Origin of the sequence: Parafrankia discariae, from assembly GCF_000373365.1 — a bacterium.
In the GTDB taxonomy this organism is placed as follows: domain Bacteria; phylum Actinomycetota; class Actinomycetes; order Frankiales; family Frankiaceae; genus Parafrankia; species Parafrankia discariae.
The window spans coordinates 108594-132179 of record NZ_KB891148.1 but is presented as its reverse complement, the minus strand read 5'-3'; the positions used below and the strand labels follow the sequence as shown (position 1 = coordinate 132179).

Sequence of the window (23586 nt, the reverse complement as noted above, 5' to 3'; positions counted from 1 at the left end):
CGGGTGGTGTGGGTGTTTCCGGGTCAGGGGGCGCAGTGGGTGGGGATGGGTGCGGGGCTTTTGGATTCTTCGCCGGTGTTCGCGGGTCGGATCGGGGAGTGTGCGGTGGCGTTGGCGCCGTTTGTGGACTGGTCGTTGGTGGAGGTGCTGCGTGGGGTGGAGGGGAGTGGTTCGGGGGTTTCGGGCACTGGGGTGGCGGGGGCGGGGTTGTTGGAGCGGGTGGATGTGGTGCAGCCGGTGTTGTGGGCGGTGGCGTTGGGGTTGGCGGCGGTGTGGGAGTCGTGGGGGGTGCGGGTGGATGTGGTGGTGGGGCATTCGCAGGGGGAGGTGGCGGCGGCGTGTGTGGCGGGGGTGTTGTCGTTGGAGGAGGGGGCGCGGGTGGTGGCGTTGCGGAGCAGGGTGATCGCGGAGGAGCTGGCTGGTGGTGGGGGGATGGTGTCGGTGGGGTTGCCGGTGGTGGAGGTGGAGGCCCGGTTGGGTGAGCTGGCTGGTGGTGAGTGGGCTGGTGGGGTGGGGGTGGCGGCGGTGAACGGGCCGTCGGCGACGGTGGTGGCGGGTGAGACGGCGGTGTTGGAGGGGTTGGTGTCGGGGTGGGGGGCGGAGGGTGTGCGGGTTCGGTGGTTGCCGGTGGATTACGCGTCGCACACGGTGCAGGTGGAGCGGGTCCGTGACCGGCTGGCCGTGGAGTTCGTGGGTATCACCCCGCGTGCGGGTGATGTGGCGATGTGGTCCACGGTGACGGGATGTCTGGTGGAGCCGGAGTCGCTGGACGGGGAGTACTGGTTCCGGAACCTGCGGTCGCGGGTGCGTTTCGATGAGGCGGTGCGCGGGTTGCTGGCTGAGGGGCACCGGGTGTTCGTGGAGCTCAGTCCACATCCGGTGCTGACCGCGGCGATCACCGAGACAGCCGAGGCGGCCGGCGTCCCGGACGCTGTTGTCGTGGAGTCGCTGCGGCGCGGCGACGGCGGGCCGGACCGGCTGTCGGCCGGGGCGGCGCGGCTGTGGGTGCGCGGGGTGCCGGTCGACTGGGCCCCGCTGGTGGCCGGGGGCCGGCAGGTGGACCTGCCGACCTACCCCTTCGAGCATCAGCGGTACTGGCTGCTGGGCGACGACCACCCGGCCCGCGGTGGCGCGGCTCGCGATGGCGCATCCGGCGGTGGCGTGGCTGGTGGGGCGGATCTTGACAGGCTGCGGTACCGCGTCGGCTGGCATCCGCTCGGTCCAGAACCGCCGCGGGCCTCCCCGGCGGCCGTGGGTGGCGGCTGGCTGGTGGTCACCCCGTTCCCGGCCGCCGAGGCCGCCCCGCCGCCCGCCGCCGACGCCGTGCGCGCCCTGGCCGAGGACGGCGCGGAGATCGTCGGCGTCCCGGTCGGCCCCGCCGACCTCACCCGGGAGGGCCTCGCCCGCCGCCTGCGGGCCGTGACCGGCGCCGGGGAGACCGTCCCGCGGGGCGTGCTGTCGCTGCTCGCGCTGACCGGCGCCGGGGACGCCGTGGACGCGGGGGGCGCCGCGGCGACTCTGCTGCTCGTCCAGGCCCTGGGCGACGCGGGGATCGGGGCGCCGCTGTGGTGCCTCACCCGCGGTGCCGTGTCCGTCGGTGACGGTGACCCGGTGACCGACCCGGCGCGGGCGCAGACCTGGGGACTGGGACGGGTGGCCGCGCTGGAGCATCCGTCCCGCTGGGGCGGTCTCGTCGACCTGCCCGACGCGCTGGACGGGCCCGCCCGGAGCCGGCTGGCGGCGGTTCTGCGCGGCGCGACCGGCGAGGACCAGGTCGCGATCCGGGCGGGCACGGCCTTCGCCCGTCGGCTGCTGCGCGCGCCGCTCGACGGGGCCGAACCCGCCCGGCGCCGGCGGTTCCGCGGAACCGTACTGGTCACCAGCACCGGACCGCTCGGCCCTCATCTGGCCGGATGGCTGGCCGGGCGGGGAGCCGAGCATGTCGTGCTCGCCGGATCGCACCGTGCGGGCGATCCCGACATCGACACGCTGCGCCGCGGCACCTTCGCCGGGGATCTCCGGCTGACCGTGGCCACCTGCGACCTCGCGGACCGCGAGGCGTTGGCCGCGGTTGTCCGCGGGCAGTCCGCCGCCGGCGGGCCGATCCGCGCCGTCGTGCACACCGCCGCGCTGCTCGGGCTGCGCCCGCTCGCCGACACCTCGGTCACCGACCTGACCGACGCCGTCGCCGTCAAGGCCACCGTGGCCGACCGGCTCGACGAGCTGTTCCCCGCCGGTGACCTCGACGCGTTCGTGCTGTTCTCCTCGATCGTCGGTGTCTGGGGCGGCGCCGACCACGCCGCCTACGCCGCGGCCAACGCCCACCTGGACGCGCTGGCCGAGTGCCGGCACGCCCGCGGCCTGCCGGCGACCTCGGTCGCCTGGGGCCTGTGGGCGCCGCTCACGGGAAGCGGCGACGCCGACGTCGCGGCGGCCGAGGATCCCGATGTGCGGCGGCAGCGGGCCCGGGGGCTCGGGTACCTCGCGCCGGGCCGCGCCCTCGAAGCCCTGCGACAGGTGCTGGACCACGACGAGACGCACACCGTCGTGGCGGACATCGACTGGGCACGGTTCATCCCGGTCTTCACCTCGGCTGGCCGCCGCCCCCTGTTCGACACGCTCGCCGCCGACGCCGCCCAGGTCGCCGCCGCGGGCGGGGCGTCCGGCGCCGCGGACGGCACCGCCTCCCCGGCCGTGACCGGAACCGGCTCGCCACTGGCCCGCCGGCTCGCCGCCCTGCCCGCGGCCGACCGGGACCGGGCGCTGATCGAGACGGTCCGCACCCGGGCGGCGGCCGTGCTGGGCCACGCCGACGCCACCGCCGTGGAGGCGCACCGGGCGTTCCGCGACCTCGGCTTCGACTCGCTTACCTCCGTCGATCTGCGTAACGGGCTCGGCGCGGCGCTCGGCCTGCGGCTGCCATCCACGCTGGTGTTCGACTATCCGACCCCGTCGGCGCTGGCGGAGTTCCTGCGCGGGGAGATCGCCGGCGGCGACGAGGACGAGGCGCCCGCCGACCGCGACCGGCGTCCCGCGACGTCCCGTGACCGCGGCGGGCCCGGCGGTGATCAAAACCGGCTGGACACCGAGCCGGTGGCGATCGTGGCCATGGCCTGCCGGCTGCCCGGTGGGGTCGACTCCCCGGAGGACCTGTGGCGGCTGCTGGCCGAGGGCCGGGACGCGATCGGCGAGTTCCCGGCCGACCGGGGCTGGGATCTCGACGCCCTGCACGACGCCGACCCGGAGCGGTCCGGCACGTCCTACGTGCGCCACGGCGGTTTCCTGACCGGGGTCGCCGACTTCGACGCCGAGTTCTTCGGCATCAACCCCCGCGAGGCCCTGGCGATGGACCCCCAGCAGCGGCTGCTGCTGGAGCTGTCGTGGGAGGCCGTCGAACGCGCGGGCATCGACCCGTCGACGTTGCGCGGCACCCTGGGCGGGGTGTTCGTCGGCACGAACGTCCAGGACTACGGCCCGCGCGCGCTGGCCGCCGGTGCGGAGCTGGAGGGCTACATCGGCATCGGCAACGCGGCGAGCGTCATGTCCGGGCGGATCTCCTACACCCTGGGGCTGCAGGGGCCGGCGGTGACCGTCGACACGGCCTGCTCGTCGTCGCTGGTGGCCCTGCACCAGGCCGTCCAGGCGCTGCGCCGCGGCGAGTGCTCGCTGGCGCTGGCCGGCGGCGCGGTCGTGATGTCCTCCCCGCTCATGTACGTCGAGTTCAGCCGCCAGCGCGCGCTGTCACCGGACGGCCGCTGCCGGGCCTTCGGTGCGGGTGGTGACGGCACCGGCCTCTCCGAGGGTGTCGGCCTGCTGGTCCTCGAACGGCTCTCCGACGCCCGTCGGGCGGGCCGTCCCGTGCTCGCCGTCGTCGAGGGCACGGCGGTCAACTCGGACGGGGCGTCGAACGGGCTGAGCGCGCCGAACGGCCCGGCGCAGCAGCGGGTGATCCGCCAGGCGCTCGCCGTCGCCGGGCTGTCGCCGTCCGAGGTGGACGCGGTGGAGGCGCACGGCACCGGGACGAAGCTCGGCGACCCCATCGAGGCGCAGGCCCTCATCGCCGCGTACGGCCGCGGGCGGGCGGAGGGCCGCCCGCTGTGGCTGGGATCGCTGAAGTCCAACATCGGGCACACCCAGGCGGCGGCCGGCGTGGCCGGCGTGATCAAGATGGTGCTGGCCCTGCGGCACGGAGTGCTGCCACGCACCCTGCACGCGGCGGAGCCCACCCACCAGGTCGACTGGGACGGCTCCGGCGTCCGGCTGCTGACCGAGGAGGTCGCGTGGCCGGCCGGTGAACGCGGGCCGCGGCGGGCCGCGGTCTCCGCTTTCGGCATCAGCGGCACGAACGCGCACGTGATCCTCGGTGAGGCCCCCGCCGCCGCGGGGCCGGCATCCGGGTCCGCGGCGGCGGGCGGACCCACCCCGGCGCCCGTGTCGCGGCCTACGCCGCGGTCCGAGTCGCGGCCGGTGCCGCTGCTGGTGTCGGCGCGCACCGGGGAGGCGTTGCGGGCCCAGGCCCGCCGGCTGGCCGCTCACCTCGACGACCGTCCCGGCCGCGCCGCCACGGACGTCGCGCTGGCCACCGCGACGACCCGGGCCGCCTTCGACCACCGCGCGGTCGTCATCGGCGCCGACCACGACGAGCTGCGGGCCGGCCTCACGGAGCTCGCCGGCGACCACGATCCCGCCGACGGGTCGCGCGGCCTCGTCGCGCGCGGGGTGGCCGTTCCCGACCCGCGCGTGGTGTTCGTCTTCCCCGGGCAGGGGTCCCAGTGGGCCGGCATGGGCCGTGAGCTGCTGGAGTCCTGCCCGCCGTTCCGCGAGCGGATGACCGAGTGCGCCGTGGCGTTCGAGCCCTACCTCGACTGGTCCCTGCTGGACGTGATCCGCGGGGTCGACGGGGCGCCACCCCTGGAGGCCATCGAGGTGATCCAGCCCGCGCTGATGTCGATGATGGTGTCGCTGGCCGCGGCCTGGCGCGCCTACGGGGTGACTCCGGCCGCGGTGGTCGGTACCAGCCAGGGGGAGGTCGCCGCCGCGCACGTCGCGGGCGCCCTCTCCCTGGACGACGCCGCCCGGATCATCGCGCTGCGCAGCAGGCTGCTGGCGACCCGCCTGCTCGGCCGGGGAGCACTGGCGTCGGTCGGACTGCCGGCCGCGGACGTCGCCGCCCGGCTGGGCCGCTTCGGTGGCCGCCTCGCCGTCGGCGGGATCAACGGGCCGCGCCAGGTCACCGTCGCCGGCGAGACCGCCGCGCTGGACGAGCTGGTCGCCGAGCTCACCGCGCAGGGCGTCCGCGCCCGGCTGGTGGCGTCGTCGGTCGCGACGCACTGCGCGCAGGTGGACGGCATCCGTCCCGAGCTGATGGAGATCCTGCGCCCGCTGGCCCCCACCCCCGCCCGGATCCCGGTCTACTCGACGGTGACCGGGGGGCCGCTGGACGCCGCGGTGATGGACGCCGGGTACTGGTACTCCAACACCCGGGAACCCGTGCTGCTCGACGGCGCCGCGCGGGCGCTGCTGGCCGCCGGCTTTGACACGTTCGTCGAGGTCAGCCCACATCCGGTAGTGGGATTCGGGCTGGCCGAGACGGCGCACGACACTGGCCGGGACGCCGTGGTCGTCGGCACGCTCCAGCGCGGCCGCGGGGGTGTCGACCGCCTGCTGGCCGCGCTGGCGGAGGCGCACGTCCACGGGGTCGGCGTCGACTGGCGGGAGGCGTTCACGGGCACCGGCGCGCACCCGGCCGACCTGCCCACCTACGCCTTCCAGCGCCGGCGGTTCTGGCCGCGGCCGGCCCCGGCCCGCTCGGCCGGCGCCGGCTACGACGCCGATGCCGGCGCCGCGACGGGTCGCGACGGCCCGCCTCATCCGCTGCTCACCGGCTCCGTCGCGCTGGCCGACGGCGGCCTGCTGCTGACGGCCCGGATCAGCCCGGCCGCGCAGCCGTGGCTGGCCGGCCGGACTATGGCCGGCGTCCCGGTCGTGCCGGACGGGGTGCTGTTGGAGCTGGCCATCCGGGCGGGCGACGAGAGCGGCTGCCCGGAGGTGGCCGACCTGACCTTGGCCGAGCCGCTGGTGCTGCCCGAGACCGGGGCACTGCGGCTCCAGCTGCGCGCCGGAGCGCCGGACGGCACCGGGAACCGCGCGCTGACGGTGCACGCGCGTCCCGAGGGTGCTCCGGCGGACACGCCCTGGACCGCGCACGCCACCGCGACCCTGGTCGGTTCCGCGGAACCGGCCGCGTCGGTGGCCGGCCCGCGGGTGTGGCCGCCGCCCGGCGCCGCGCCGGTCGACGTCGACCGGCTGTACGGCGAGCTGCTCGCCGCCGGTCACGGGCCGGGCGGCCCCCGGCTCACGAGAGCCTGGCGGGCGGGGATGGAGCTGTTCGCCGAGGCCGACCTGGACGGCGAGCACGAGGTCGCCGGGTTCGGCCTGCACCCCTGGCTGCTCGAGGCGGCCGGGCACCTGGCCCTGTGGGGACGGCTCCCGGAGCCCGGGACGCCCGCGGCCGAGCCGGCCGCGGTGCCCGAGCCGGTTACGGAGCCGGGGTCGGTGGTGGCGGTCGTCGGCGGCTACCGGAGTGTGCGGCTGTACGCCACGGGAGCGTGGGCGGTGCGGGTGCGCGTCGACCTCTCGGGCGCCGGCCCGGTCTGGACGGAGCTGGCCGACCGGACCGGAGCGGCGGTCGCGGTTCTCGGCCCGGTCGATCTCCGGCCGCTGGCCGCCGCCCGGCTGCGCGCGCTGCGCGCCTCGGTGGCGGACGCGATGTTCGCCCTCGACTGGGTGCCGGTGCTGCCGAGTGTGAGCGCGTCGGGTGCCGGCGTGCCGGGCTGGGCGGTGCTCGGGCCGGATCCGCTCGGGCTGCGCACGGCTCTCGCGCTGGCCGGCGTCCACGCCCCGGCCTGCCCGGATCTGGCGGCGGTCGCGGCCCTGCCGGCCGTCCCGGACGTCGTGGTGGTGAGCCGCGACTCCGCCGCGGCCGGCCCCGGTCTGGCCGGGGCCGCGCGCACGGCCCTGCGCTCGGTGCTCGCGCTGGCACAGGAATGGCTGCGCGACGAGCGGTTCGCCGCCGCCCGGCTGGTCGTGGTCACCCGGGGGGCGGTGGCCGTCGGCGCGCACGACGACGTCACCGGCCTCGCCGACGCCGCGGTGTGGGGCCTGCTCGGCTCGGCGGAGGCGGAGAACCCGCACCGGTTCCTGCTCGTGGACGTCGACGGGACGGCGGCGTCGGAGCGGGCCCTGCCGGCCGCGGTGGCCTGCGGCGAGCCGCGGGTCGCCCTGCGTGAGGGCGCGGTCCTGGGGCAACGCCTGGTCCGCGCGGCGGTCGCCGGCTCTGGTACCGCCCCGCCCGGCCAGACCAGCCAGACCGGCGCGCCGCCCGGCCGGGCAGGGTGGCGGCCGGACGGCACGGCGCTCATCACCGGTGGCACCGGCACGCTGGGCGGCCTGCTCGCCCGGCACCTGGTCACCGCCTACGGGATCCGTCACCTGCTCCTGGTCAGCCGCGGCGGAGCCGGCGCGCCCGGCGCCGCGGAACTGACCGACGAACTGACCGCGCTCGGCGCGGGGGTGACGGTGGCGGCCTGCGACACCGCGGATCGCGCCGCGCTGGCCGGCGTGCTCGCCGCGATCCCCGCGGAGCATCCCCTGACGGCGGTCGTGCACGCCGCCGGCACCCTCGACGACGGGGTGTTCTCCGCGATGACCCCGGAGCGCCTCGACACCGTGCTGCGGCCCAAGATGGACGCCGCCCTGAACCTGCACGAGCTCACCCGGGGCGACGACCTGGCCGCCTTCGTGCTGTTCTCCTCGTCCGCGGCGGCGTTCGGCAGCGCCGGGCAGGCGAACTACGCGGCCGCCAACACCTTCCTCGACGCCCTGGCCCACCACCGGCGGGCGGCCGGGCTGCCCGCGCTCGCCCTCGGCTGGGGGTACTGGGCCCCGCGCGGCGCCCTGGCCGGGCACCTCGACGCCGCCGCGCTCGACCAGCGGATGGCCGCCAACGGGCTGCGGCCGATCTCCGCCGCCGCGGGCATGGCGCTGTTCGACGCGGCGCTCACCGCGGACCGCCCCGTCCTGCTGCCCATGCGGCTCGACCCGCGGGTGCTGCGGGCCGGGGGCGTCCCGCCGCTGCTGAGCGGCCTGGTCCGCCATCCGGTCCGGCGGTCGGTCGACGGCGAGGCCGAAGACCCGGCCGGGACGCTGGCCCAACGGCTGGCGGGGGCCAGCGGCCCGGAGCGGGACCGGGCCCTGCTCGACGTCGTGTGCGCCACCGCCGCCGCCGCGCTGGGGCACGCCTCCGCGGCGGAGGTGGCACCGGACCGGCCGTTCCGGGAGCTCGGTTTCGACTCGCTCGCCTCGGTGCAGTTCCGCAACCGGCTGGCCGCGGCGACCGGAGCGCGCCTGCGGCCGATGCTCGTCTTCGACTTCCCGACACCCGAGGCCATCGCCGGCCACCTCCGGGACCAGATGTTCCCCGCCGCGGCCCAGCCCGCGGCCCCGTCCGCGGCTCCATCCGTGGTCCAGCCGCCGGCCGCGGGCCGGACCGGATCCCCTGATCCGGTGCCGCCGGCCGGGCCCGGCGGCGCGGCGGCCAGCGCGTTCGACGAGATGGACGCCGAGACGCTCGTCCGGCTGGCCCTCGGCGAGGGCACCTGACCACCCCGGCCCCCGGTTCGGCCCGACCCGACCCGACCGACCAACCCCGACCCGACCCGACATGGACCGCCGGAGGCCCTGGTGACAGTTCCCCCTGATCGCCTCGTCGAGGCGCTGCGCGCTGCGATGAAGGAGAACGAGCGGCTGCGAGGGCTGGTCGCGCGGGCCGGCGAGCCGATAGCGATCATCGGGATGGCCTGCCGTTTCCCGGGCGGGGTGCGCTCACCCGACGAGCTGTGGCGGTTCGTCGCCGCCGGCGGCGACGCCATCACCCCGTTCCCGACCAACCGGGGCTGGGACACCTCGGCCCTCAGCTGCTTCGGGGGTGGCTTCCTGCACGACGCGGCCGACTTCGACCCGGAGTTCTTCGGGATGTCGGAGAACGAGGCGCTGGCCACCGACCCGCAGCAGCGGCTGTTGCTGGAGACCTCGTGGGAGGCCTTCGAGCACGCCGGGATCGACCCGCATTCGGCGCGGGGCAGCCGCACCGGCGTGTACTTCGGCGTGATCTTCCACGACTACGGCTACCGGCTGCGCCCACCGCCCCCGGGCATCGACGGCTACGCCTACTTCGGCAGCGCGGGCAGCATCGCGTCCGGGCGCGTCTCCTACACGTTCGGTCTCGAGGGGCCCTGCGTGACGCTGGACGCCGCGTGCGCCTCCTCGCTGGTCGGCCTGCACCTGGCCAGCCAGGCCCTGCGGCGCGACGAGTGCTCGCTCGCCCTGGTCGGCGGGGTCTCGGTGCTGGCCACCCCGGAGCTGTGGGAGGAGACGACCCGGCACGGGCAGGGCCTGGCCCCGGACAGCCGATGCAAGTCCTTCGCTGCGGCGGCCGACGGCACCGGCATCTCCGAGGGGGTGGGGGTCCTGCTGGTGGAGCGGCTCGGCGACGCCCGGCGCAACGGCCATCCGGTGCTGGCGGTGATGCGCGGCAGCGCCGTGGAGCAGGGCGGCGCGACCAACGGCTTCACCGCTCCCAGCAGCGCCTCGCAGGAACGGCTCATCAGCCGGGCGCTGGCCGACGCCGGCCTCGCCCCGGCGGACGTCGACGCGGTGGAGGGCCACGGCACCGGAACCCCGGTGGGCGATCCGATCGAGCTGGCGGCCCTGCTGGCCACCTACGGGCGCGACCGGCCCGCCGGCCGGCCGCTGTGGCTGGGTTCGCTGAAGTCGAACCTGGGCCACACCCAGGCCGCCGGGGGCGCCGGCGCCGTCATCAAGATGGCGCTGGCCATGCGGCGCGGCGTGCTGCCGCGCAGCATGCACGTCGACGCCCCGACCCCGCACGCGGACTGGTCCGCGGGCACGGTGGCGCTGCTGACCGAACCGGTGCCCTGGCCGGACACCGACGGCCGGCCCCGCCGGGTGGGGGTCTCCTCGTTCGGCGCCAACGGCACGCTGGCGCACGTGATCCTCGAACAGGACCAGCCGCCGCCGCTCGCCGACACGGCGGCCGGGCACGCGGCGGACCGGCCGGCGGACCGGTCGGTGGTGCCGTGGCCGCTGTCGGCCCGGTCGCCGGCCGCGCTGCGGGCCCAGGCCCGGCGCCTGCTCGACCTGGTGACCGAGCGGGTCGATCTCCTCCCGGCCGACGTCGGGTTCTCGCTCGCGACCGGCCGCAGCGCCTTCCCGCACCGGGCGGTGCTGGTCGCCGATGACCGCGCGGAGTTCCTGCTCGGCCTGACCGCGATGGCCGCCGACCCGCCGGCGGGCCCGGGGGCCGCTCCCGGCGAGGTGGACGGCCGTGCCGGAGCCGGGATCGTGTTCGCGCTGCCCGGTGGGAACGGGTGGGGGAGCGGCGCCGGCCGCGCACTGGCGGCGGCCTTCCCGGCCTTCGCCGCGCAGTGGACGATCCTCCGAGCGGCTCTCGCGGAGACGGAGGAGGCCCTTCAGATGGCCGTTCAGGTGGCGCTGTGCCGGCTGGTGGAGTCCTGGGGCGTGCGGCCCGACGCCGTCGTCGGGCACGGCACTGGTGAGGCCGCGGCCGCGTACGTGCGGGGCGCGCTGTCGCTGGACGACCTGCGGGCACTGCTGGCGGCGGGGACCCGCGGCGCGCCGTCCGGCTGCCGTGTTCCCCCGGGCACCACGAACGTGCTGGTCGTGGGGCGTGACGCGGCCGGCGTCGACATTCCGCGCGGCGCGAGGTCGTGGGTGCTGCTGCCAGCCGGTCGCGCCGAGGCCCGCGCCGTCACCGAGGCGGTCGGCGTGCTGTACGGGTGGGGGCAGGCCGTCGACTGGCGGGCGTTCTTCGCGGGCACCGGCGCGCGGCGGATCGACCTGCCCACGTACGCCTTCCAACGCCGGCGGTACTGGCTGGAGGTCGCGGAGCCTGACCAGGCCGCCGCACCGAGCGTGGCGGGCGCGCGGGGTCAGCGCTGAGTGGCGGATGCCGCCGCGGTGGTGTCAGCCACGCGCGGAGTCGTGCCACGGGCCGACGACCAGGCGCGCTGCCAGGCCGAAGAACCAGAACACGACCAGGCCGAACAGTGCCGAGACGATGATCGCGGCGAACAGCGGGCCGGAGGACAGGTCGCGGGTGTAGTTGTCGATGAGCGCGCCGATCCCGACGTCGCCACGGCGGAAGAAGAAGTCGCCGACGATCGCGCCGATCACCGCGAGGCCGGCGGAGATACGCAGGCCGACGAAGATCGCGGGCAGCGCGCTCGGGAGCTCGAGGCGCAGCAGCCGGCGCCACCGCCCGACCCGGCGCAGCGTGAACAGGTCGTGATGGCCGGCGTCCACGGACTGGATGCCGAACAGTGTGTTGGTGATCATCGGGAACATCGAGATCACGACGCACACGACCGTCCGGGACCAGAATCCGTAGCCGAGCCAGAACCCGATCAGCGGGACGATGGCCAGGATCGGGATCGTCTGCAGGAGGATGGCCCAGGGGTAGAACGAGTTCTCGATCCAGCGGGCCTGCGACATGAGGATCGCCGAGAGGATGCCGAGGCCCGCGGCGATCGCGAGGCCGGTGAGCGCGACCTTCGCCGTCCCGCCGAGCGCGGTGAGGATCTCGTCGGCGGTGCGGCGGTCCAGGAAGCCCTCGGAGACGACCTCGTGCGGCGGGGGCAGCAGGAACCGGCGGCGGGGGGCGAGGAACCAGTAGGTGACGGCGTACCAGACGCCGATCACGGCCGCGAACACCGCGAACGGCGGCAGCACCGTCCGCGCGGCCCGGGCGGCGAGGACGCCCGCCCGCCGCGGGCGGGCCGCCCCCGGCCCCACCGGCGCCGTGTGCCCGCCGTCGTCCCCGTCTGGCACCTAGGAACCCTTCGGTCGAGAGTCTGGTCGCGAGGCCCGTTCGGGGGGATTCGCCCCCGATCGTGCGCCTCGTCCGAATCCTAGGTGTCGCGGTGGCGCAGCCGGTGGGCGGCGAGGGCCAGCAGGACGGCCACGTAGCCGCACAGCGGACCGAGGCCGGCCCACGGGGCGAGCGACAGCGCGTCCGGCCGGGACCGGCAGACACCTGTTCACGAGTCCGCGGTGTCCTCCGGCCGGGACGCGCTGCGGCGTGCGGCGGGAGGTGCCTGCTGCCCGAGGTGTCGGACGTGGGAGGCTATCGCCCATATCGGAGGTGACGGAGACAGCACGCGGTTGTCACTGTGGCGACTCGCCTCTCCTGGGTCCGCGTCCCGCGTACCTCCCTTCCTTCCTGCGCCGAGGAGAGCAGCACACGTGACGAGACTTCGTACGGTGGCGGCCCTGGTCTGTTCCGTGGGGCTGGCCTTCGGCCTGGCCGCCTGCGGCGACTCCCAGGACGAGCCCGAGAACGCCGGTGTCACCGGCGGGACGGCCGCCGGGGCGAGTTACACCACCCCGCTCAAGGGCGTCTGCCCGGACACCGTCGTCGTGCAGACGAGCTGGTGGCCCGAGGTCGACTACGGCGCCACCTACCAGCTCCTCGGCGCGAATCCGAAGATCGACGCGGGCGACTTCCGGGTGACGGGGCCGCTCGGCGCGACCGGTGTGAACCTCGAGATCCGGTCCGGCGGCCCGGCGGTGGGCTTCGACTCGGCGTCGTCGCTGTTCGAGACGGACGACGACATCCTGCTCGGCTACCTGGACATGGACGAGATGATCAGCAACTCGGCGGACCATCCGTCGGTCGCGGTCCTCGCCCCCTACGCCAAGTCGCCGCTGATGTTCTTCTGGGGTGACCCGTCGCTCGACTTCACCACGTTGGCCGACATCGGCAGGTCGGGGAAGACGGTCCTCGCCAGCGACGAGCCCTATCTGGACGTCCTCATCGGCGCGGGCCTGCTCCAGCGTCCGCAGGTCGACACCTCGTACGACGGGGAGATCAGCCGGTTCGTGGCGGAGGACGGCAAGCTCATCCAGCTCGGGTTCGTCACCGACGAGCCGTACCGGCTCGAGCACGACGTCAAGGAGTGGGCCAGGCCGGTGAAGTACGTCCTCGTCGGGGACGAGTACCCGGCGTACGCGAACGTGCTCGGCGTCCGCAAGGACAAGCTGGCGGCGAACCGGGCGTGCCTGAAGGCACTGGTGCCGCTGTTCCAGCGGGCGATGGTGGACTACCAGGCCGACCCGAAGCCGGCCAACGATCTGATGATCGAGGTCACCTCGAAGCTCGACACCGGGGGCTACGAGCTGTCGAGCGGCCTGCTGGAGGACGGGAACAGCAAGCAGCGTGAGCTCGGGCTGGTCGCGAACGGGGCCGACGGCGTGTTCGGGAGCTTCGACACCGCGCGGGTCCAGGACCTGATCGGCCGGCTGACGCCCGTCCTCACCGCCGCCGGCACGGCGCCCGCCGCCGGGCTGACCGCGGCTGATGTCACCACTGACGAGTTCATCGACCCGTCCGTCTCGCTGAAGTAGCTGGTCCCCGCAGACAGCGGAATCCCGCCGTTTCGAGTCGGCAGCGAGGGCGCGCTCCCGAAGGGGGCGCGCCCTCGCGGTGTGTTGTCGCCCTCCCCGGTCGGTGGGATCTTCCTAACAGGTTCTACGATTCCGCCATTACGACGGAGACAGCATCGGCCCTCGCCAGAAATGGCCCTCGAACGGGAGCTCACGCGCCGTGACCAACTATCCGCCCCCGACCTTCGACACCACCCGGCCCCACTCGGCCCGGGTCTGGAACTACTTCCTCGGTGGCAAGGACAACTTCCCCGTCGACCGCGCCCACGGCGACGAGTCCATCGCGGTCTTCCCGCAGATTGTCGACGTGGCACGGGCGTCCCGGGCGTTCCTGGCGCGCGCCATCACCCACCTGGTCGCCGAGGAGGGCGTACGGCAGTTCCTCGACGTCGGCACAGGCCTTCCCGTCGAGAACAACACCCACCAGGTCGCGCAGCGCTTCGCGCCGGAATCGCGGATCGTCTACGTCGACAACGACCCGATGGTGCTGACCCACGCCCGCGCGCTGCTCACCAGTTCCCCGGAGGGCGTCACGACCTACCTCGACGCCGACGCGCGCGACCCCGACCGGATTCTCTCCTTCGCGGCCGAGACGCTGGACTTCAACAAGCCGATCGGGCTCATGTTCATGTCGATCATGGGTCTGATCCCGGACCTCGACGAGGCCTACTCGATCGCCCGGCGCATGGTGGGCGCCCTGCCGTCGGGCAGCTTCCTGGTGCTCGAGGACGGCTCCGACGACACGACCACCGCGCCGGCCGCGAACAAGGACGTCACCGTCGAGGACATGAACCAGGTCAGCAGCACCGGTTACGGCTACCGCTACCGCTCGGTCGCCGAGATCACCCGTTTCTTCGACGGCCTCGAGCTCGTCGAGCCCGGCATCGTCTCCCCGCCGTTCTGGCGCCACGACCCGGAGCCGGGCGAGCCGCTCGCGCCGCTGGAGTCGTGCGGGGTCGGCCGCAAGCCGTAGCCGGCGTCCCACGCTGGCGCCGCCGACGTGCGGCGCCGCCATGCGCGACGTGGCGCACGGGACGCCCCGCCTCAGGGTCCCGTGCGCTGGAGTACCTGACTGGAAGTCGGGCGTCTTGTCGGTGAGGCGCCCGACCCGCTCCGCGGCAGTACGGCCGCCGTGCCGTGTTCAAGGGCCTACCCGCTCCGGAACAGGTCTGCTCGCCGCGGCCGTTCGTCGAGATGTTCCCAATTGTGTCGCGACCCGGTATGCGGAAATGTCGATCCGGAGCCGGGAAGATTTTCGCGCCGATACCGGGCCGGTCTGCCCGCGGTAATCAATGTGGCCGGCCGACGAGTGCGCGGCCGGTTATCCCGGTGATGTCACCGGCGGCTCGGCGGGCGGCTCCGCGCCGGGCGGGTCCGGTGGGCCCGTCCGGGCGCGGCCGGCCTGGCGGGCGCCGCCGCCCCGCCCGCCGGCGGTGGCCCGAGGACTCCTGCCATGGCGGGCGATCCCCGTTGGATCGACCCGGCCGTCCGGGCCGTGCCGGGGTCGGTGTCTGGCGGATCTTTTCCGGCCAGTAGGCGGCCGATACGGAACTTGTTGTACAGCAATTGCCGGGATTGGCTGATGCCGTCCTGAAGCTGCCGTCCTGGTCGGGCGGACACATTGATGCCGTCCGGTTCCGGTTCCTGTTAGGGTGCAGGAAAGGTCGAGATTGTGGTCCGGTGGGCGCGCGGCAGATGTCCCCGCGCCCGGTCCGTCATCGGCCGGAGGAGGGCGACGCTTCTTTTGCGACGCAATGGCGGGCGCCCGTATATGTGAAAGTCGGCCGAATACTGAAAACTCTTGGCGGTCGTGCCTGTTTCTCCGCGGTGTGGGGCGAACATTGATTATCGTTTGGAGGCTGGTGTGAACTCCGCTCGATCCGTGTTGTGTACGGTGGCGGCCGCATTATCCGTCGCGTCGCTGGTCGGCTGCGCGGGCAGCGACGCGACGACGGACGCCGCGGACGGCTGCGTCGCGCCCGGTGTCACCGCGCGGGAGGTCGTCAAGGTGGGGCTGCTGTACCCGGACTCGGGCGGCCTCGCCAGCTCGTTCGGCGCGGCGCGGGCGGGCATCGACGCCCGGCTCGGGCTCGCGAACGCCTCCGGAGGAGTGCACGGGCGCCGGATCAGCTACGTGTGGCGCGACGACCAGGCGGACCCGTCGGCGAACCTGACCATGAGCCGGCAGCTGGTGGAGCGGGAGGGGGTCTTCGGAGTCCTGGAGACGAGCACCGCCAGTTCCGGTGGGGCCCCCTACCTGGCCGATGCGGCGGTGCCCGTGGTCGGCCTCGCGGTGGAGGACGCGTGGTCCCGGTACCGGAACATGTTCTCGTTCTCCTACGTCTTCACCGACGGGCGGTCGGTTGACACGTTCGGCCGGTACGTCCGTGCGCAGGGCGGTACCCGGGCGGTGATCGTCCGGGACTACGCCGGCGGGAGCACCTCGATGCAGTTCGCCGACCAGCTGATCGTGAGCCTGCGCGCCGCCGGTGTCGAGATTCCCGCGGGGCAGGTCACCGAGTACCAGCCGGGGCGGGCGAGCGCCACCCGGATCGCCGAGTGGATGGTGGACAACGGCGTCGACAGCCTGGTCGCCGCGATGGACACCGAGACGCTCGCGCAGCTCGTCGACGCCGCGCGCGAGGCCGGGGTACCGCTCAAGGTCATCCTGACCGGCCGCGAGGTCAGCGCGGAGCTGCTGCGGGCCTACGGCGCCCGCCTCGCGGGGGTCACCTCCTACGCCAACTACCTGCCGTTCCAGGCCAACTCGCCGGCTCTCGACGCCTACCGCGCGGCGGTGTCCCGGTACGCCCCGCAGCTCGTCGACCCGGACCAGGCCCTCGCCCTGAGCGCCTACGTCGTCGCGGACATGCTCGTCCGCGGGCTGGAGGACGCCGGGCCGTGCCCGAGCCGGCGATCCTTCATGGACGGCCTGCGCGCGGTGCAGGACTATGACGCTGGCGGCCTCATCACCAGAACCGACTTCGCCGAGGATTTCGGGCGTCTGCGCGAGTGCTACGCCTTCGTCCGGGTCAACGCGGCGGGCACGGGCCTCGAGGTGGTGGACCCCGACTTCTGCGGCAGTAGGCTCTGAGCCTGGCCGACGCCGAGCGGAGCGGAGATGTCCGGTGAACCACGGCGGCGACGGGACGGACCAGCACGCGGCCGAGGGCGACGTCCCCGCCCACCGCTCACCGTGGGCGCGGCCGGTGTCGGAGGAGTGGCCTGAGCCGGAGCCGCGGTCCGAACCGGGAGCGTGGCCCGCGCCGGGCGGCGACCGGCCGACGATGGACCTGTACCGCCACGCCGGCGCGGTGGCCGCCGCCAGCCCGTATGCCGGCCAGCCGGGCCCCGCGCCCGGGCCGCCGCCCCCCGCCGGGGAGTTCCACCCGGTCCCGCCGGTCCCGCCAGGACCGCCGGTCCCGCCGACGACGGCCTACGAACCCGCTCCGGCCCGTCGGCGGCGGCGTCGGCGGCTCTGGGCCCTGATCGCGGCGGTTGTCGGCCTCGTGCTGCTGGTGGTGGGTGACCGGGCCGCGGTCTCGGTCGCGGAGGGCCAGATGGCCAAGCAGATCGAGGTCAGCGTGGCGGAGAGCCTGGACTGCGGTTCTCCCGTGCCGACCGTGCGCGACGTGCACATCGGCGGTTTCCCCTTCCTCACCCAGATCCTGCTCGGCAAGTTCAAGGAGATCGGGGTGACCATCGAGGGGATCCCCACCCCGGGGCCCCGGATCTCCGCGGTGCAGGCGCGGCTGTCCGGCATCCACGTGCCGCTCGGGGACATGATCTCCGGGTCGGTCGGCGCGGTGCCCGTCGACGACATCCGGGCGACCGTCCGGCTCGACTACGCCGACCTCAACACCTACCTGGCCGGGCTGCCCGGCGGCCTGCAGGTGAACCCGGTCGACGGCGGCCGGCGGGTGGAGATCTCCGGGCGCACCGACCTGTGGTTGTTCGGCTCCCAGGAGATCGGGGGCGTTACCACCTTCGAGGTCCGCGACAACGTGCTCACGCTCGTCCCCAGTGAGGTGACGCTGCGCGGGGCCATCAACGCCACGATCCCGGTGCCCGTGGGCGGCCTGCTGCCCCCGATCAGGATCCCGGTCGGCCAGCTGCCGCTGGACCTCGACATCGTCGAGGCGTCGACGGGCCGGGCGGGGCTGTCGCTGACCGCCACCGCCCACGACGTCGTCCTGCCCGCGGCGGAGCAGCCCGAGCCGCGCCAGTGCCCGTCCAGGCCAGGGGCGTAATCGCTAAGCGAGGACTCACTCATTGGTACGCTGCTCGCGACCCGGTCCGTTGCCCGACCGGGCACGTTGGCATGGACGTGTGCGAGGTGCTGTGGAGATGACGGACGTGGCTACCGGTCAGTTGGATGCGCAGTGGGTCGAGCACCATTTCGACCACCTCTCGCCTGAGCTCGCCCGCGATCCACACCCCGCGCTGACCCTGGCCCGGTCGCGGTGCCCGGTGGCGCACAGCGACCAGTACGACGGCTTCTGGGTGGTGACCGGCTACGAGGACGTGCTCCGGGTCGCGCAGGACTGGGAGACGTTCAGCTCCGAGCTGGGCATCACCGTCCCGCACACCCCCACGCCGATGAAGATCCTGCCGGTGACGATCGACCCGCCGCTGCAGCGCACCTTCAAGCGCCTGATCAACACCCACTTCCGGCCGGTCGTCGTCGCCGAGTGGGAGCAGCGGACCCGGGAGCTCGTGAACCGGCTCATCGACGGGTTCGTCGAGGCCGGTGAGTGCGAGTTCATGGCGGACTTCGCCCGCCCGCTGCCCGGGCTCGCGTTCTTCGACCTGGCGCTGCACGCGCCCGCCGAGGACCTCGAGATGGTCAACCACTGGGCGACCCTGGCGTCGCTGTCGCACCTGGCGGAGTCCCGGGAGAGCCACGGGAAGCTGGCGGCGTGGATCGGAGCGCTCATGGCGCGCCGGCGCGAGGAGGGCCCGCGCGGCGACGTCGTCGACGCCGTCATGGCCGCCGACATCGAGGGCCGGCCGATCACCCCGGCGGAGGCGGTCGGGACGGTCCAGCTCCTCGTCCTCGGCGGCCTGGAGACGACGGCCGGTGTGCTCGGGATGTCGATGATCCGGTTCTGCCGGCACCCGGAGATCCTCGCCCGGCTGCGCGAGAACCCGGAGCTGATCCCCGACGCGGTGGAGGAACTGCTGCGCCTCGACGGCTCGTTCATCTGCATCGCCCGCACGGCCCGGCACGACACCGAGCTCGGCGGGCGTCAGATCAATGCCGGTGAGCGGGTGCTCATCTACTGGGCGTCGGCGAACCGGGACGAGTCCGAGTTCGACGACGCCGACACGTTCGACCTCGAGCGTGGACGTAACCGGCACATCGCGTTCGGCGCCGGGCCGCACCGCTGCGCCGGCTCCAACCTGGCCCGGATGAACCTGCGCATCGCCCTCGAGGAGATCGTCACGCGCCTCGTCGACGTCCGCCTCCGGCCCGGCGCGGACATCGACTTCCACTCGACGTTCAACCGGGCGCCGCAGGCGGTGCCGATCACCTTCACCCCGGGCCCCCGGCTGACCCCGGCGGGCTGACCCTGGGCTGGCGGAGTGCCCGGGTGGTCAGCCGGGGTGGACGAGCCCGCGGACGAACGCCGCCTGCCCGGCGTGCTGGAGGTCGTCCGAGACGACGCTCACCAGCCGCACACCGAGGGTGACGGGGGGATCCCACGCCTCGTCCACGATCCGGTCGAAGTCCGCGTCACCCAGCTGCCCGACATAGCGGACGGTCCGCTCGTGGACGGCGTCGTGGTAGCCGAGCAGCAGACCGGGATCGGTGACGCGCACCGCGTCGACGTCGGCCGAGCTGTGGCCGTAGCCGATCGCCCGGTACCCGTCCCGCGGCCCGGTGGGGAGGTCCAGCCCGAACCGCCGCTCCCAGCCGCCCGCGACCCAGACCTGCTCCGACCCGGCCGCGGCGGCGACGTGGTCGTCCTGCACCCGGGTGAGGTGCCAGACGAGCCAGGTGATCGAGTTGGCCCGGCCGTCCAGCCGGTGGTTCAGCTCGCCCGGGGTCAGGCCGTCGACGACGCCGTGCACGATCTCCCGGATCCGCCCGAACGCGTCGGTGAGGAGCGGGACGCCGGAGCTCATGGCCGTACTGTACGAGGTCCCCGCCTACTTGCGGGCGCGCCGCCGCCGTAGCCGGGGACCTCGGCATCGCGGGTGCGGAACTGGCAGGCGAGCCCGCGCTGCCGGTAGCTGTCCACGATCCGCTGGGCGCCCGCGTCGAGGTGGACGGTCCGTCCTCGCGGGCTGCTGGTGAGCAACGGCTCAGCAAGTCGATGGGCTACCGCTGCCCGCACGAGAGCCTCGCGGTCCTGGCCTGGCAGGCCCCCGGCCTGCGCAAGGGCACCCCTCAACGTGAGCCGACGCCGGACAACGTGAGCCGACGCCGGACTCTGCCGCGCCGAACGGCTCGGTGTGGATGTTCCCGAGCCGCGCCGAGCCCGGTCCACCGAACGTGGGGACCGCCGGTGGGCCGGGCTCGGTGATCGTCAGCTGGCGGCGGCGATGATCAGGTCGGCCGTCTCCGCCGGGTGGCTGACCATGGCTACGTGGGAGCTGGCCACCTCGATCGTGCGCGCGCCGGCGCGCGCCGCCGTCACCCGCTCGGCCTCCGGTGGGATCGTTGCGTCGTTCGCCGCCACGAGATACCAGCTCGGAATCGTGCGCCACCCCGACGGCGTCGACAGGCACGACGCGGCGAAGCCGCGCTGGCTCGAGGCCATGATCGCCGCCTGCCCCGCGTCGACATCGGCGCAGAACAGCTCGTGGAAGTACTCCGGATCGATATACGCGTCGGCATGGTCCACGGGAGCCGCTGCTGCGTCGTGCGGTCGCAGGGGCCCAGCCGTGCGTGTGCAGCGCGGGTATGGACCCGTTGTCCGCCCGATTGTCAAAAGATGCTGGTGAGAAGCCTGAACCTACGCCAGCACGATCAGGTCGTTGTGGTAGGCGGGCAGCGCGGGCGCCGGCTCCGCCTCCGCGGGCCGGTGGGTACCGATCCCGCAGGTCACGGGATCGGTACCCCGGGCGTGCCGGGAGCGGGAACCTAGAAGACGCGTCCGACGTCCTGGAGAACGATTTTGGACATGCTGTGCTCGGCGAGGGCCGCGATCGTCATGGACGGGTTGCAGGCGCCGGTGGAGCCCGGGATCCGGGAGCCATCGAGCACGTAGAGGCCCTTCTGGCCGATGACCCGGCCGTAGAGGTCGACCGCGGACCCCATGGGCACGCCGCCCAGGGCGTGCCACGTCGAGTTCGCCTGGGCGTTCGTGTCGATCATGATGCCGCCGCCCACCTGGGCGATCTTCTGCATGCGCGCGGCGATCAGCGCCTGCAGCGCGGCGTCACCGCTGGACGGCCAGGTCAGCACGGCGTCGTCCTTCGCCGAGTCGTAGGCCCAGGTACCGGCGGGGTTCACGATCCCGAAGCCGACGACCGTCATCAGCTTGCCGGCGGTGCTCGGAATGGGGGAGCCCGCGTGGATGATGGTCAGCGGGATCGAGCTGGTGGTGTCGCGGCCGCCCACGCAGGCGGGACCACCCTGCTGGGTCCCGATGTCGCCGTTCATGCCGTTCCACAGGTAGATGCGGTCGCCGTTGTTCCCCCACTGGGTGCCGACGGCGTCCGGCAGGTTGGGGATCAGCCCCTTCGCCTTGGACTTCACCAGCAGGCGGGTCGTGCCGGCGGAGCCCGCGTTGAGGAACACCGCGTCCGCGACGATGGTCTTCGTCTCCTGGACGACGCCGCCGGTGTTGATGCGGTCGACCGTCAGTACCCACTTCTTGTTCGCGTCGAGCGCGATGTCGCGGACGACGTGCAGCGTCGCGACGCGGACCCGACCGGTGGCCTCCGCGGCCTTGAGGTAGGTGACGTCGATGGAGCGCTTACCGCCGTTGTTGACACCGAAGGCGATGTCGCTGGTGGTGTAGGTCGGCTGGTACTGGCCGTTCAGTTCGCCGCGCACGTACTGCCAGTCGATCGGCAGCGGAACCTGGAACGGCTCCAGGCCCGCGCCCGGTGCCACGTCCCGGAAGACCCGGGAGGACTTGTACGGGTCGGAGTTCAGGATGTCGGCCGGAATCGTGGAGACACCCAGCATGCTGGCCACCAGTGGATACGCCCACAGGTTGAGCTCGTCGTAGAGGTTCGCGGCCACCGGAATCGACGCGGCGAAGTTCGCCTTCGACGGTTTCAGCGTCATACCGTGGTACATCAGCGAGCCGCCGCCGACGGCCGCTCCGCAGTTCACCGTGATTCCGTTGCCGGGAATGCTCTCGATCACCCCGGTGTAGGGCTCCCACGTCTTCACCACGCCGCCGACCGTGGCGTGGTCGGTCAGCCAGGCGGAGCGGTTGTCGATGTTGGCGAAGCGGCAGAACGTCGTGGCGTTCGGCCCGGTGGGCCAGCGCAGTCCGCGCTCCAGGACCAGCGTCGACACGCCGACCTGGGCCAGCCGCAACGCGGTCACGCCGCCGCCGAAGCCGCTGCCGATGACCACGGCGCGCTCCCGCTGCACCGTGGCCGGCACGGGGGTGGCGGCCCGGGCCCGGACGGCCCCCGGCCCCGCGGTGAAACCGCCGATCGCGGCGGCACCGATGGCCGCCGTGCCGATTAAGTGCCGGCGGTTGAGGCCGGGGGTGGATTCGACGGTGTCGGGCGTGTTTTCGGGCATGGTGGACTCCAGAGTTGAATCGCGGGCAGGGTGCGCGTCCTTCGGCCGCACGCGGGTGGACGGGAGGTCCACCGGCCGGCTGGGGTGCGCCGACGTAAGTCACGAAATCCGGGCGGACGCGGGCAGGGGCAATTGCCGAGGGGTGTCCGCTGCGGGCGGAAATTCAGCTGCTCTGGTTACGCGTACGGTCGTGCTCAGAGCGGGCGGGGCACCCGAAATGCCCCGTTCCGGGCGTCACCCAGCATCGTTAGTAACGGCTCACATGTCAATAGAAAGATGTGTGCCCGGTTCGCCGGCTTCTTCGAGAACAGGGCTCCTGGTTTCCCGGCGGGATTCCTTGTCGGGGTGCCTTGTTTGTGGTGCGCGCCGGTTCACGTCGCGCCCGACGTCGAGGCCACCAGCGGTTCGGGTGGAGGGCCGGGCGGGGCCGCGCGCGGAAGGACCGGCGCACGCGCGAGCGCCGGACTGGAAAGTCCGGCGCTCGGCGGTGTGCGGTTGTGGGGGTGAGCGTTCGTGGGGGTGTGCGCGGGTGGTCGGTGGGCCTGGGCGCGATGGCGGCCCCGGCTACGCCTCGGGCAGCCGGCGCAGCACGTTGTGGTCGGTGTGGGCGACCGGTTCGGACACCCGCGCATGGTCGATCGTGGTGGTGGAGTCGTAGGTGAAGCTGCCGTCCGGGGCGACGGAGATGGTCACCTCGTAGAGCGTCGTGTTCGCGGCGCGCGCCAGGTAGGGGTTGGACAGGATGCCGTACTCCGTCGAGCCGACCTCCGCGCGCAGCGTGTAGCTGGTCGCGTCCGGCGCGACGATGCCGCCGGCGATCAGCACCTGGCCGCGGGGAACCATGAAGCAGCGCATCACGTGCCCGAGCTCGGCGTCCCACAGCCAGTAGCCGATCTCGGTGTGGAACGGCTTCTCCTCACCGAACCGCCAGGCGGCCATGTGGTAGTCCAGGCCGTAGAGATGCTGCGTGCCGTTGTCCACCGGGCCGAACGGCTTGAGGGTGACCCGCTCGCGGAACGGGGTCGTGATCATCGAGCCCTCGGTGTTCCCGAAGGCGACGTCCACCCCCTGGTCGCCCTCCCACTCGCCGGCCAGTACCGCCAGCGGACCGAACTCCGGGCCAACCTCTTCCGCCACCGTTGATCCCTCCTTGACCGGCCATGATCGTGAGCCGGCCTGATGCCGGATCGTCCCGAGATTACCCGTTGATCCCGGGCGCCCCGTTTGCGGAGAGTTCCCGCCGACGCGCGTCCGCGGCCCGCCGGCGGGACGTCTGTCCTGCTCACGAAGCCGGACCCGGCCTGGTGGGACGGGGCGGGTGACGGTGC

The 23586-nt window shown here is 73.9% G+C and carries 12 protein-coding genes; 7 read left to right on the top strand and 5 right to left on the bottom strand.

Annotated elements, in window-relative coordinates; genetic code table 11:
* Positions 1-8661 (top strand): type I polyketide synthase (locus B056_RS35775; RefSeq protein WP_035750718.1); only part of this gene is annotated, 8661 nt, incomplete at its 5' end.
* 81 nt (positions 8662-8742) lie between these two features.
* On the top strand, positions 8743-11040 hold the full coding sequence (locus B056_RS0108205) for a type I polyketide synthase (protein ID WP_026239458.1): 2298 nt from the start codon (positions 8743-8745) through the stop codon (positions 11038-11040).
* A gap of 24 nt (positions 11041-11064) precedes the next feature.
* Here B056_RS0108205 and B056_RS0108200 read toward each other — a convergent pair whose 3' ends face one another.
* On the bottom strand, positions 11065-11928 hold the full coding sequence (locus B056_RS0108200; RefSeq protein ID WP_018501398.1) for an ABC transporter permease: 864 nt from the start codon (positions 11926-11928) through the stop codon (positions 11065-11067).
* A 414-nt stretch (positions 11929-12342) separates the two neighbouring features.
* Between B056_RS0108200 and B056_RS0108195 the strand changes: the two genes are divergently transcribed.
* The 5 genes from B056_RS0108195 (at position 12343) to B056_RS0108175 (ending at position 19113) form a co-directional block, all read left to right on the top strand.
* Positions 12343-13503, top strand: a complete 1161-nt coding sequence (locus tag B056_RS0108195; RefSeq protein ID WP_154676911.1) for a hypothetical protein — start codon at positions 12343-12345, stop codon at positions 13501-13503.
* 199 nt (positions 13504-13702) lie between these two features.
* Entirely contained in the window at positions 13703-14515 is an 813-nt protein-coding gene (locus tag B056_RS0108190; RefSeq protein WP_018501396.1) for an SAM-dependent methyltransferase, read from the top strand.
* Positions 14516-15436: 921 nt separating this feature from the next.
* A complete protein-coding gene (locus B056_RS0108185; protein ID WP_018501395.1) occupies positions 15437-16636 on the top strand; it encodes an ABC transporter substrate-binding protein in 1200 nt (399 codons plus the stop codon).
* A 34-nt stretch (positions 16637-16670) separates the two neighbouring features.
* The gene (locus B056_RS0108180; protein WP_018501394.1) at positions 16671-17792 is read left to right on the top strand and encodes an LmeA family phospholipid-binding protein; all 1122 of its coding nucleotides are present in this window, start codon (positions 16671-16673) and stop codon (positions 17790-17792) included.
* Positions 17793-17889: 97 nt separating this feature from the next.
* Entirely contained in the window at positions 17890-19113 is a 1224-nt protein-coding gene (locus B056_RS0108175; RefSeq protein ID WP_035750712.1) for a cytochrome P450, read from the top strand.
* 27 nt (positions 19114-19140) lie between these two features.
* Here B056_RS0108175 and B056_RS0108170 read toward each other — a convergent pair whose 3' ends face one another.
* The 4 genes from B056_RS0108170 to B056_RS0108150 form a co-directional block, all read right to left on the bottom strand.
* On the bottom strand, positions 19141-19671 hold the full coding sequence (locus B056_RS0108170; protein ID WP_018501392.1) for a mycothiol transferase: 531 nt from the start codon (positions 19669-19671) through the stop codon (positions 19141-19143).
* Between the two features lie 404 nt (positions 19672-20075).
* Positions 20076-20480 carry an alpha/beta hydrolase gene (locus B056_RS35770; RefSeq protein ID WP_268258360.1) on the bottom strand — a complete coding sequence of 135 codons (405 nt, stop codon included), beginning with the start codon at positions 20478-20480 and terminating at the stop codon, positions 20076-20078.
* 152 nt (positions 20481-20632) lie between these two features.
* Complete coding sequence (locus B056_RS0108155; protein ID WP_018501389.1) at positions 20633-22258, bottom strand: GMC oxidoreductase; 1626 nt, start codon at positions 22256-22258, stop codon at positions 20633-20635.
* A 564-nt stretch (positions 22259-22822) separates the two neighbouring features.
* Entirely contained in the window at positions 22823-23395 is a 573-nt protein-coding gene (locus B056_RS0108150) for a heme-binding beta-barrel domain-containing protein (RefSeq protein WP_018501388.1), read from the bottom strand.
* Between the last annotated feature and the right edge of the window lie 191 nt (positions 23396-23586).